The sequence below is a fragment of the Actinoplanes sp. G11-F43 genome (assembly GCF_050589265.1).
Lineage (GTDB): Bacteria > Actinomycetota > Actinomycetes > Mycobacteriales > Micromonosporaceae > Actinoplanes.
Window position 1 is genome coordinate 48,190 of sequence record NZ_JBNZCE010000033.1, and the last position, 11,382, is coordinate 59,571.

Genomic DNA, 11,382 nt, shown 5'->3' on the forward strand with positions numbered 1-11,382 from the left:
CCAGAATTCAGATGACGAAACGTGACGCTGTTAGGTCGACAATCGAGCGGGTAGCCAGACGGTTCAGCACGAGTTCACCAAGTTGACGAGACGGGGGCTGCGGAAATTCAACTGCCGACGTGTCCGCAATCGCCCGCCACTCTCGGACAGCGCACGATTTCGCAGCTGGGTGCATCTCCCGATAGGGGACGGTGGCCCGGGACCGCCCCGGGACTGCCGCGGTCGCGTTGCCGTCGCACGCATCTCAACCACTAGACGGGATTTCCACCGGAGGTCCGGAAGCAAAGGAGCATCATGGCATCACATCACCCTGCCCTGACCTCTGCGGTGAGTCACTCCCCGGCTGCCGGGCATGCGATGCAGCGTGGCACGCCGGCCGCTCTTTTCGGCTCCAAGGCCGAGACGCTGGAACAGCTGGCCCCGCTCGTTCGCAGGGCACGCGTGCTGCCCCTCCGGTACTTCTCCGTCGCGGAGTGGCGGACTGTCCCGGAGAAGGTTCTCGACGACGTGCTGAGCAAGCCGTGGGGCAACGAGCCGCTGATCGTGCGGAGCAGCACCCGGCAGGAGGACGACCCGGGCACGCTGATGCCGGGCAGCTATCTGTCCGTGGCGGGTGTCGCCGGCCGGCAGGAGTTGCGCGAGGCGGTCGACGCGGTCATCGACTCGTACCAGCGCCGGACCGGGGAGCCCGCGCTCGACGATCTCGGTGAGCAGCTCGTGCTGGTGCAACCGATGGTGCGTGACGCCACCATGACTGGCGTCGTCTTCACCTGTGATCCCAATACCGGGGCGCCGTACCTCGTCATCAACTACGAGGAGAACGGTGACTCGGCGGCGGTGACCAGTGGAGCGCGTGCCCGGCTGCGCACTCTCTACGCCTGGAAGACCAGCGGCACCGGCCGGGGCGACGCCCGGATCCAGCAGCTCATGGAACTTTCCCGCGAGCTGGAGGAACTGCTCGAACGCAACAACCTCGACATCGAGTTCGCGTTCGACGTCACCGGTGAGCTGTACCTGCTCCAGGTCCGCCCGATGGTGGTGGAGACACTTCTCGACAACGACGAGCACGAGCAGGCGCTGAGCGCCATCGCGTCCAAGCTCCGGACGGCGGGTCAGCCGCATCCGCACCTGTGCGGTCGGCGCACGGTCTTCGGCGTGATGCCGGACTGGAACCCCGCGGAGATCGTGGGCACCCGGCCCCGGCCACTCGCCCTGTCGCTGTACCGCCGCCTCATCACCGACGGCCTCTGGGCCGATCAGCGAGCCCGGTACGGCTATCGAGACGTACGAGGCTTCCCCCTGATGGTGGACTTCTTCGGTCTGCCGTACGTCGGGGTCCGGGAGAGCTGCAACTCGCTCGTTCCCGCGTCCATCGACGACGACCTCGCCGAGCGACTGGTCGACCACTACATCGACCGGCTCGTCGCGAACCCGGAGCTGCACGACAAGGTCGAGTTCGACGTGGTGTTCTCGTGCTACTCCTTCACCCTGCAGGAGCGGCTCGCCAATCAGGTCGAGCACCTGTTCAGCGTTCAGGAACGCGACGACATCGTCGGTTCGCTGCGCACCCTGACCAACCGGCTCATGGACCCCGAGCATCCGGCCCGCCGTGAGGACCTCGCGAGCATCACCTCGCTGCGCGCCAAGCTGGGCGAGGTGCGCCAGTCCGATCTGGACATCCCCACTCAGATCTACTGGCTGCTCGAGGACTGTCGTCGCTTCGGCACCCTGGCGTTCGCCGGCTTCGCCCGGCTGGGCTTCATCGCCACCGAGATCCTGCGCTCGCTGGTGGAGATCGACGTGCTGACCGAGGAGGACGTGGCCGCGTTGATGGCCTCCCTCGACACGGTGACCAACCGGATGCTGCGCGACCGCACCACGCTGACACGGGCCGAATTCCTGCGCCGGTACGGCTTCCTGCGTCCTGGGACCTACGACATCCGCTCCCCCCGCTACGACGAGGAACCGGACGGATATTTCGACTGGCCGAACGCCCGGGTCAACGTGCAGGCGCCGGAGCCGTTCCGGTTGCCCGCGAAGACCATGCGCCAGATCGACGACCTGCTCCGGCAACATCGCCTGGAGCAGGACGCGTACGGCCTTCTCAACTTCATCATCACCAGCATCGAACTGAGGGAGAACTCGAAGTTCGAGTTCACCCGCCACCTGAGTGAGGCGCTGGCGCTCTTCACCCAGCTCGGCAAGAGCGTGGGGATGGACACCGAGGAGATGTCGTACGTCGACGTGGAGTGCATCGACGGGCTGTATCGGGGTGCCGAGAACCCCGCCCGGGTGCTGCGCCGGTGTGCCGTCGAGGGACGGCAGCGCTACGAGCTCACCCGCCGGCTGGTGCTACCGCCGCTGATCACTGACCCGGCAGACGTGAAGTCCTTTCACCTGCCCGCCACCGAGCCGAACTACGTGACCCAGGAGTCCGCCACCGGGCGCGTGGAGCTGGTCACGGCGCACCCGGCCGATCTGCAGGGCAAGATTCTCATGCTGCCCAGCGGCGACCCCGGCTACGACTGGATCTTCGCCGAGGGCGTCGCCGGTTTCGTCACCCGCTACGGGGGCGCCAACTCCCACATGGCGATCCGCGCGCACCAGTTCGGCATTCCAGCCGTCATCGGGGCGGGTGAGGTTCTGTACAACCGCTGGGCCGCCGCCGACTACCTGAAGATCGATTGCCTCAACCACCGGGTGGAGGTGCTGCGATGACGTGTATCGCGGTCACACAGCGCGTAGTCGTCGACTCGGCGCACGGGGTGCGCAGCGACGCGCTCGATCAACGGTGGTGGCCGTTCCTGCGTTCCTGCGGGCTGACCGGTCTGCCTGTTCCCAACGATGTCGACAGCGCCGTACGGCTGGTGCGTGTCGCGTCGGTCGACGGCCTGTTGCTCACCGGCGGCAACGACTTGGCGGAGTTCGGGGGTGAGGCCCCTGACCGGGATCGCACCGAGAGCGCACTGCTGGACGTGGCGCACGAAAGCGGCCTGCCGGTCGTGGGCGTCTGCCGGGGAATGCAGATGCTGCTGCGCCGCTTCGGAACCCCGCTCCACCGGGTCACCGGCCACGTCGCCGAACGGCAGCCGGTCCGGATCGACGGGGCCAGCCGGGTCGTCAACAGCTACCACAACTGGGGCGCCACCGAGATCCGGTCACCGCTACGGGCATGGGCGACTGGGCCGGGCGGCGTCATCAAGGCCATCCGCCATGAGACCGAACCGGTACTCGGCCTCATGTGGCATCCCGAGCGGCTTCCGATCGAGCTGGCCGGCGAGGACCGCGGCCTCCTGCGGGCCCACTTCGGAGTAGCGCCATGAGGGGGGTCATTCTGGCCGCCGGGCGCGGCAGCCGCCTGGGCGGTCTCACCGAGGAGCGTCCGAAGTGCCTGGTTCCGCTGGCCGGCCGGCCACTGCTGGCCTGGCAGCGGGCCGCGCTCACCGCCGGCGGCATCGCGGAGTTGGCTGTCGTCGCCGGCTACCGGTCCGAGATGCTGAACGACCGGGGCCTGACGGTCTTCCCCGCGCCGAGGTGGGCGCAGACCAACATGGTCTGCTCGCTGCTCGCAGCCGAGCACTGGGTGGCCACCACGCCGTGTGTCGTCTCGTACGCCGACATCGTCTACACCGCCGAGACGGTCCGGCACCTCATCAGCGCCCCCGGCGGACTGGCCATCGCCTACGACCCCGCCTGGGCACAGCTGTGGCACCGGCGCTTCGCCGATCCGCTGGTGGACGCCGAGACGTTCCGGCTCGCACCGGACGGCGCGCTGGAACAGATCGGTGCGCGCCCCGCGACCGTGGCGGAGGTGCAGGGCCAGTACATGGGACTGCTGCGGTTCACTCCGTCCGCTTGGACCGGCGTACGAGCCGTGTTGGACGCGATGCCGCCGGCAGAGGTCGACGCGCTGGACATGACAAGTCTGCTGCGACGGCTCCTGAAGGCCGGGTACCGGATCGAGACGGTGCCCTGCCAGGGCGCCTGGGGCGAGGTCGACAGTGCGACGGACCTGGCGGTCTGCGAGGACCTGGTCGCGCGGGGCCGGCTCGTTTTCCATCAAGAACGGGAGACACGTTCATGATCATCTGGTTGATAGGTCTCTCCGGGGCGGGCAAGACCACTATCGGCACCCGCCTCGCCGCCCGGTTGCGGGCAGATCTGCCGAACCTCGTCTACCTCGACGGCGACCTGCTGCGCGAGGTCTGGGGCGGCGTGAGCCACGACGTCGCCGGCCGGGAGGTCAACGCCGAACGGCTGAGCAAGCTGTGTCTGATGCTCGACCGGCAGGACATCCACGTGGTCGCCGCGGTCCTGTCCATCTTCCCGCACTGGCAGCAGTGGAACCGGCGGCAACTCTCCCACTACTTCGAGGTTTTCCTGGACGTGCCGATGGAGATCGTCGTCGCCCGCGACACCAAAGGTCTGTACCGCTCCGCAATCGACGGCGAGATCAGCGACGTGGTCGGCGTCGACATCCCCTTCCCCGAACCTGCCGCCCCCGACCTGGTGCTGGACAGTTCGGGACGCGGCGGGACTCCGGACGACCTGGTCGAGCGGATCGTCGCAGCCCTGCCCCTCCCGGTGGCGCGATGAGGGCCCGGCATCTGATCGCCGTGCTCGGCGGCTACGCGGCAGTGGAGTACGGTGCCGCCCGGCTCGTACGGCGGCTCAAGCCCGGCTTCCCCTGGCTGCTCACGCCCGGGGACGAAACCCCGGCGATACCGGCCGCGCTGGTGGAACAGCACGTCGCCCGCTCGTTCGACCCCGAGCTCGGCTGGTGCCGGCGCCCTGGAGAGCAGGGTACGGAGACCACCGACAGCGGCCGTGTCGGCTATGCCATGGACGAGCGTGGCCGCCGGCGCAATCCCGGTTTCGAGTCGGAGCCGGCAACGGTCGCCTGCTTCGGTGACTCGTTCACCTTCTGCCGGCTGGTCGGGGACGACGAGACCTGGCCCCATCAGCTGTCCCGGCTGGTGGATGTCAACGCGGCCAACTACGGCGTGGGCAACTTCGGCTTGGACCAGGCCCTGCTGCGCCTGGAGCGGGAGCTGCCGGACCTCGAGGCCCAGGTGATCGTCATGGGGGTGGTCCCGGAGACCGTCGCGCGGGTGCACTCCTACTGGAAGCACTACTTCGAGTACGGCAATGTGCTGGCCTTCAAGCCGCGGTTCACGCTCGGCCCGGAAGGGCTGCGGCTGCATCCGAGCGCGGTCCGGCGCCCGGAGGAGTACCTGACCTACCAGGAACGGCTGACGGAGATCACCCGTCTGGACCCCTTCCATGCCGGCAAATTCCGCCCCGACATCTTGCGATTCCCCTACCTGCCCAAGCTCGTACGCCGGGCGCGCCGCCACCTTCCCGTGCTGGCACACCTCGCCGGCGGGCTGATCCGCGGCGACGACGGCGGTGAACCCGCGATCCGCGCGGCGTTCCGCGTGATCCTGCGCGACAACGCCCGCTGGACCGCACGGCTGTACGCCGACCCGGACGCTCGAGGACTGATGCGGGCCCTGGTGGAGCGTTTCGCGGCCGTGTGCCGCGCCGCGGGCAAGCACCCGGTCCTGCTCGTCATACCGCAACCGGCCGACCTGGAGAGGCGCGACGGCGGCACCGCGCACCACGGGTTCCTCGCCGAGGTGTCGCCGACGTTGCCGGTGGTGGACCTCACCGAGCGATTCCGCCGGGATCCGGATCGAGACGGCCTGTTCGTGCACGGCCGGCTCGGACCTCACTGCAGCCGGCGCGGCAACGCGCTGGTCGCCGAAGCGCTGAGCCCTGTCATCGGCGAACTTCTGACCGAGGCCGGCGCCGGGCCGGCCCAACCGCAGAACATCCGCTGAATCATCCGACTGACCGGCGCTGGTGACGCGCCGGCCGACAGAGAGGACGACAACCATGACCGACACCCAGGCAATGCGGCTCGGTGACTTCACCGGCCTGGCCGAGAACTACTCGGCCTACCGATCCGGATATTCTCCCGCCGTCCGCGCGGCGATACTCGGCCTTCTCGGCCGCGACCCGGGGGAACTGGACGCCGTGGACGTCGGCGCGGGCACCGGCATCTGGAGCAGGATGCTCGCCCAGGCCGCATTCCGCTCGGTCACAGCGGTGGAGCCCAACCACGACATGCGCGGGGTGGGCCGGCGAGACTCGGAGGGCACCGGCATCACCTGGCGGGTCGGCGGCGGCGAGGCGACCGGCCTGGACAGCGGGTCAGCGGACCTGGTGACGATGGCCTCCTCCTTCCACTGGGTCGACTTCGACAAGGGCACCGAGGAGTTCCGTCGGGTGCTGCGCCCGGGCGGATGGTTCGTGGCGCTGTGGAACACCCGGAAGCTGGACGCCAACCCGCTGCTCGCCGACATCGAGGAGGAGCTGACGCGCCTGGAGCCGGGGATGCGCAAGACAGCCTTCGGCAAGGGCAGCTTCACCGAGACGCTGACCGAGCGCCTGGCCGGGCATCCCGGCTACGACGACATCCTCTACCTCGAAGGCCGGCATGTCGATGTGCAGCCGGTGGAGCAGCACCTCGGGGCGTGGCGAGCCGTCAACGACGTGCGCGCACAGCTCGGTGAGGAGAAGTTCGCCGCGTTCCTGCGCTACGCCGAGCAGCGGCTGGCCGACCGCGACACGGTCGACGTCACCTACCTCACGAAAGCCTGGGCCGTCCGCCGCCGGGACTGAGCCTCCGTGCGAGGCGGATCGCCCTCCGCCGGCTGGTACAGCAGCCGCGTGTCGCGGCGATTCCCCGTTCAGCGATCCCGAGTTCGCCCCTGCCGGGGCCCGATGGTGCCTCAGCCGGGGTCGTCCGCCCTGCTGAGCCGGTGCGTACGACATCCGTCCGCAAGATCCGTCAGCAAGAGAAGGGAACATCCTCATGGCACACCGGCCGGATTCGACCCTGGCCCGCGCACGGCTCAGCGAGCTGTACGCGGACAACCTCAAGCAGCTCGGTCCACGGGACATCGTCGTGGCCAGCTGCGGTGGGGCGGGCCAGTCGCTGATCGGCAACATCCTCTTCGAAGCGGGACTCAACTACGTCGACGCCTACACCGAGCGGTTGCAGGCGGACGGCACGGCCGTCGGCGTGCGAACGCATGCGGCATACCGCGACCGGCTCGCCTCGCTGCACGACAAGGACAGCCAGGCCGGAGATCCTGAGGTGATCCGCCCGTGGCCGCGTTTCGTCAAGTCGCACCACCCCCCGGAGATCTTCGACGGGCTCCCGGTGGGCGGCGTCTGGATCATCGTGCGGGATCCGCGCGACGCCCTCTACTCGCTGCACCAGTGGCGCCGCTCGTTCGGCGAGGAGGAGTGGGACAAGGTGCCCGACGAGTTCGAGGACTGGCTGCGCGGTCCCGGTGACTACTCGTCCAACCCGGTCGAGGACTGGTCGGCCTTCTACCAGGCATGGGAAGAACAGGCCCAGGGGTACGACCATGCCACGGTACTGCGTTTCGAGGACCTCAAGCAGCGCCCGGTGGAGGTCCTCGAGCCGGCGCTGCGCGAGCTTCCGGTGGACGTCACCGCGGACACCCTCCGCGCCGCCGCGGAGGCCAGCAGTTTCGAGCGGATGCGGGCACACGAGGACGCCGTGGTGGCGCAGGACGCCGCAGGGGAGCGGCAACCGCGGATGATCCGCAAGGGCGCGGTGTCGGGCTGGACATCCTGGATGACACCGGGCCTGGCCGGGTACTTCTCCGATCCCGAGCTCGGTGCGGTGGCCCGGCAGTACGGATACGACCTGGCGGCGCCCACTGGGCAGGCGCAATCGGCCGGATAGCCGAGCCGGGGACGAGGGCGAGGACGGTCATACGGCGAGCACGGAGGACTTGATGGAACCGCAGACGACGGAGCCCGCGGCGCGGCCGGGACGGCATGGCTGGCCCACCGCTCTGGTGCTGGCCGGCGCTATGTTCCTGGTGCTGTTCGACAGCCTCGCCGTCGCCACGGCGCTGCCGGACATCGGCGCGGAGTTCGGAATCCCGCCCGCGCAGCTGCAATGGGTGGTGACCCTCTACTCGCTGACCATCGGTGGCTTCCTCGTCCTCGGCGGCCGCATCTGCGACGTCTGGGGCCGGCGCCGGGTGATCGTCGCCAGTCTCGCGCTGACCGGGATCGGACTGCTGCTCTCCGGGGTGGCGGGCACGCTGGCGCTCCTGCTGGTGGGCCGGGTGATGCAGGGCCTCGGGGCGGCGTTCGCCATTCCCGCGGCGCTGGCGTCGGCTGCCACCCTCTTTCCTGATGAGCCGTGGCGCAGCCGGGTGTTCTCCGTGGTGGCGGTCGCGGCGAACACGGCCGGCATGGCCGGAGCGGTCCTCGGCGGCGTGATCACCTCGTACCTCGGCTGGCGGTGGGTGTTCATCGTCGTTGTCCCGGCCGCGGCGCTCGCCGTGGTGGCCGGGCTGTTGTTGCTGCCGGCCGACGAGCCGTCCGGCAGCCGGCGGGAGCGGCTCGACGTCACCGGGGCGGCGTTGGTCACCGGTGGGCTGCTCGCCGTGATCTACGGAGCCACCCGGATCGGTGAGCACGGGCCAGGACTGGCGACGGTGTCGCCGGTCCTGGCCGGCGTGCTGATGCTGGGCACGCTGGCATGGTGGGAGCGTCGGGTTCGCAACCCGATCATCAAGCCGTCGGTGGTGCGGTCCCGCCGGCTGGTGGCCAGCTGCCTGGCATTCGGCGCGCATTCGGCGGCGTACGCCGCGGTCGTGGTCGTGGGCAGCCTGCAGTTGCAGGACGAGTACTCGTTGTCCGCGGCGCAGGCCGGCATCGCGCTGGCTCCGGTGCTGCTCGGCGCCGTGATCAGCGCCGCTCCGGCCAGCTGGCTGATACGGCGTTACGGCTCCCGCCGCGTCGTGGCACTGGCTCTCCTGCTGTGTTCGATCATGCTGGCCCTGGTCGCGTTCGGCACCGCCGGGTCCCTGACCCTGCTGGTGGTGTACCTGGTCCTCTGGGGACTGAGCGCGGGCCCCATCTACGTGGGGCTGACCCGAGAGTGCATCGGCGACGCCGCGCCGGAGGATCGCGGGCTCGCCTCCGCGCTGTTCGAGTCGACCACGCACGTCGGCGGTGCGATCTCGGTCGCCGTCTACCTCACCATGATCGGCGTCGGCTCCGGATACGGCTCCACGCAGTTCATCGGGGCCGTGGTCGTCGGTGCGTCGGTCTTCACGACTCTGCTCATCATGCCCCGTTCTCGGACGCGGGACCCGGAGCACCAGACATGAGGGCGGGTGTTCTGGCCTTACCGGAGCCCGGGTGCCGTGGTCAGGAGCCCTCGTCCGGCTCGTACTCGCCGGTCGAGGTGTTCAGGACATGCCGGTGAACCGTGGTGACGGTGTCGCGCTCGATGACCCAGGAGCGCGGGATGCCAGCCTTCGCATACTCGGCCTTCTTGATCACCCGGTCGACGATCTCGGAGCCGCGGGACACCACCTCTACCGCGAGCAACAGACCCGCCGTGCCGGCGAAGCTGTGATGTTCCGGGCCGAAGCCGTTGGTCAAGAACCAGGCAGACATGCGTGACACGGGTAGCGAGTGCTCGGGATCCGCGGGCGGCACGACGGACAGCAGAGTGAACCGGCCGCTGTTGCATCCGACGCCGGTGCCGCATGAACACGCCCGCCGCCACCGGCGCGCTTGCCCCGGCTGACAGACGCCCGTACGGACTGGCTGAATCAGGCCCTACCACCTGGAACGCTGTGCCGACTACAGGCGCGAGATGCAGGCACTGCGTGACGTCACCGACCTCGGCGCGCAGACCGCCGAACTCCACGACCTGCCCGCTCCCCCCGGAACACCTGTGGCAGTCCATCGAAGCCGGCATCGTGGCCTCACGGACACCTGCCGAACCTCAGGTGCCGGTCATCGACCTGACACGGCGCCGGGCACGGCGTTCACGGCTGCCTTGGCTTGCCCCGGTTCTCACCGCTGCGGCGGCAGCCGTGCTCGCGATAGCGGGCACAGTGGCCTTCGACCGGTTCACTGACCGAACTCCGGCCGAGCAGGTGACAGCCCGGGCGACACTGCTGCCGCTGGAGACGGTCCCCTCGAGTGCGGGCGGTGACGTACAGGTGCTCGCTGACGGGCAGCTGCGCATCGACGTACGAAATCTGTCAGCGACGAACCCCACGATGGCGACGCCACCCATTCCGGCAAGAGCCTGCTTCGTGGAACTCTCACGAAATAGCTGCATCCATCCGGCCGGTGCCGAGCGAAGTACGGGTGGTGGCTGTCGGAGCCACCCCCGTACCCGATCGGAAAGAGGCTCGAAGATGAGGTTCACCCGTCTCGGCAAGCAGGCCGCCGCTGTCGTCACCGCCACGATCGTCGCCTCGGCACTGAGCGCCGCTCCCGCGCAGGCCGCCGGCAAGAAGCCTCTCAAGACCAAGTCCCTCGCGGCCGTGCTGATGAAGGACAAGAGCGGCTTCGACCGGAACGGCCACGACTACGACATCCTCACCGCCGCGGTGAAGGCGGTGCTCAAGGCCAAGCCGAAGAGCAAGGTCGCCGTACTCGCCGACGGCAAGACCCGGGTCACCGCGTTCCTTCCCAACGACCGCGCCTTCCAGCTGCTGGTCAAGGACATCACCAAGGCGAAGAAGCTGCCCGGTGAGAAGAAGGCCTTCACCGCGGTCGCCGGCCTCGGCATCAACACGGTCGAGTCGGTCCTGCTCTACCACGTCGTCCCTGGCGCCACGATCACCAAGAAGGTCGCCTTCAAGTCCGACAACGCCAAGCTCAGCACCGCCGCCGGCGCGAAGATCAAGGTCAACGTGTACGGGCCGCGCTGGCACAAGCGGATCTCGCTGATCGACGCCGACCGCTCCGACCGCAACCCGCGCGTCAACCGGTTCGACATCAACAAGGGCAACAAGCAGATCGCCCACGGCATCGACCGCGTCCTGCGCCCGATCAACCTGCCCTGACCCGTCCTTTACAGCGCGGCCCCCGGGCATGGGATCAGCTCATGCCCGGCGGGACCGTTGCGTTCTGCAGGCCGGCGCCTCAGGGCTGGGATGCGTCGGGCGGCGGGAACGCCCGGGTTCTAGAGTCGCTGTCCTGGGTGCGCATGGCGCAGCGGGCGGGCGGCCGGATTTGGTGGATGACCTCGGACGGGTTCCGGAGACGCCATCCATGTCACTCGCAGTAGTCGGAGTGGGTCGAGAGTCCGGACCGGTTCGGCGTGGCGGATGTCCAGCTCAACGCCCTAGTCCACTGTGGATTGAGCAGGCCGGCGACACAGAATCACCATCGGATCATCACGCCCCCATCACGTGGGATTTCCGGGAGAGCCATCCAAAACCTGGTCGACACTCATGGATGTAACGTTGAGTGAGATTTGGGTTGTTGGCCGGGCGTTGGCTGTCCGGAATGGAC

The 11,382-nt window shown here is 68.8% G+C and carries 10 protein-coding genes; 9 read left to right on the forward strand and 1 reads right to left on the reverse strand.

Annotated features, from left to right (window positions below; all coding sequences use genetic code 11):
- Positions 1-294: 294 nt before the first annotated feature.
- The 8 genes from ACQ0O7_RS34260 (at position 295) to ACQ0O7_RS34295 (ending at position 9,230) form a co-directional block, all read left to right on the forward strand.
- Positions 295-2,718: a PEP/pyruvate-binding domain-containing protein gene (locus ACQ0O7_RS34260; protein WP_430788473.1), complete on the forward strand. Its 2,424-nt coding sequence runs from the start codon at positions 295-297 to the stop codon at positions 2,716-2,718.
- Complete coding sequence (locus tag ACQ0O7_RS34265) at positions 2,715-3,323, forward strand: gamma-glutamyl-gamma-aminobutyrate hydrolase family protein (RefSeq protein WP_430788475.1); 609 nt, start codon at positions 2,715-2,717, stop codon at positions 3,321-3,323. Before ACQ0O7_RS34260 ends, ACQ0O7_RS34265 begins: the two co-directional genes overlap by 4 nt.
- Positions 3,320-4,084: an NTP transferase domain-containing protein gene (locus tag ACQ0O7_RS34270; protein WP_430788477.1), complete on the forward strand. Its 765-nt coding sequence runs from the start codon at positions 3,320-3,322 to the stop codon at positions 4,082-4,084. The genes ACQ0O7_RS34265 and ACQ0O7_RS34270 overlap by 4 nt, the downstream gene beginning before the upstream one ends.
- Positions 4,081-4,596, forward strand: a complete 516-nt coding sequence (locus tag ACQ0O7_RS34275; RefSeq protein ID WP_430788479.1) for an adenylyl-sulfate kinase — start codon at positions 4,081-4,083, stop codon at positions 4,594-4,596. The genes ACQ0O7_RS34270 and ACQ0O7_RS34275 overlap by 4 nt, the downstream gene beginning before the upstream one ends.
- A complete protein-coding gene (locus ACQ0O7_RS34280) occupies positions 4,593-5,843 on the forward strand; it encodes an SGNH/GDSL hydrolase family protein (RefSeq protein WP_430788481.1) in 1,251 nt (416 codons plus the stop codon). Before ACQ0O7_RS34275 ends, ACQ0O7_RS34280 begins: the two co-directional genes overlap by 4 nt.
- A gap of 55 nt (positions 5,844-5,898) precedes the next feature.
- Complete coding sequence (locus ACQ0O7_RS34285) at positions 5,899-6,687, forward strand: class I SAM-dependent methyltransferase (RefSeq protein ID WP_430788483.1); 789 nt, start codon at positions 5,899-5,901, stop codon at positions 6,685-6,687.
- 193 nt (positions 6,688-6,880) lie between these two features.
- Complete coding sequence (locus ACQ0O7_RS34290) at positions 6,881-7,786, forward strand: sulfotransferase domain-containing protein (protein ID WP_430788485.1); 906 nt, start codon at positions 6,881-6,883, stop codon at positions 7,784-7,786.
- 52 nt (positions 7,787-7,838) lie between these two features.
- Entirely contained in the window at positions 7,839-9,230 is a 1,392-nt protein-coding gene (locus ACQ0O7_RS34295) for an MFS transporter (protein WP_430788487.1), read from the forward strand.
- A 40-nt stretch (positions 9,231-9,270) separates the two neighbouring features.
- Here the strand turns inward: ACQ0O7_RS34295 and ACQ0O7_RS34300 are convergent, their stop codons facing one another.
- On the reverse strand, positions 9,271-9,522 hold the full coding sequence (locus ACQ0O7_RS34300) for a Uma2 family endonuclease (protein ID WP_430788489.1): 252 nt from the start codon (positions 9,520-9,522) through the stop codon (positions 9,271-9,273).
- A 755-nt stretch (positions 9,523-10,277) separates the two neighbouring features.
- Between ACQ0O7_RS34300 and ACQ0O7_RS34305 the strand changes: the two genes are divergently transcribed.
- A complete protein-coding gene (locus ACQ0O7_RS34305; RefSeq protein ID WP_430788491.1) occupies positions 10,278-10,931 on the forward strand; it encodes a fasciclin domain-containing protein in 654 nt (217 codons plus the stop codon).
- Positions 10,932-11,382 lie beyond the last annotated feature (451 nt).

Coding starts and splice junctions, on each gene's coding strand:
- ACQ0O7_RS34260 (WP_430788473.1), top strand. CDS start 295: ATGGCATCACATCACCCTGCCCTGACCTCTGCGGTGAGTCACTCCCCG.
- ACQ0O7_RS34265 (WP_430788475.1), top strand. CDS start 2,715: ATGACGTGTATCGCGGTCACACAGCGCGTAGTCGTCGACTCGGCGCAC.
- ACQ0O7_RS34270 (WP_430788477.1), top strand. CDS start 3,320: ATGAGGGGGGTCATTCTGGCCGCCGGGCGCGGCAGCCGCCTGGGCGGT.
- ACQ0O7_RS34275 (WP_430788479.1), top strand. CDS start 4,081: ATGATCATCTGGTTGATAGGTCTCTCCGGGGCGGGCAAGACCACTATC.
- ACQ0O7_RS34280 (WP_430788481.1), top strand. CDS start 4,593: ATGAGGGCCCGGCATCTGATCGCCGTGCTCGGCGGCTACGCGGCAGTG.
- ACQ0O7_RS34285 (WP_430788483.1), top strand. CDS start 5,899: ATGACCGACACCCAGGCAATGCGGCTCGGTGACTTCACCGGCCTGGCC.
- ACQ0O7_RS34290 (WP_430788485.1), top strand. CDS start 6,881: ATGGCACACCGGCCGGATTCGACCCTGGCCCGCGCACGGCTCAGCGAG.
- ACQ0O7_RS34295 (WP_430788487.1), top strand. CDS start 7,839: ATGGAACCGCAGACGACGGAGCCCGCGGCGCGGCCGGGACGGCATGGC.
- ACQ0O7_RS34300 (WP_430788489.1), bottom strand. CDS start 9,522: ATGTCTGCCTGGTTCTTGACCAACGGCTTCGGCCCGGAACATCACAGC.
- ACQ0O7_RS34305 (WP_430788491.1), top strand. CDS start 10,278: ATGAGGTTCACCCGTCTCGGCAAGCAGGCCGCCGCTGTCGTCACCGCC.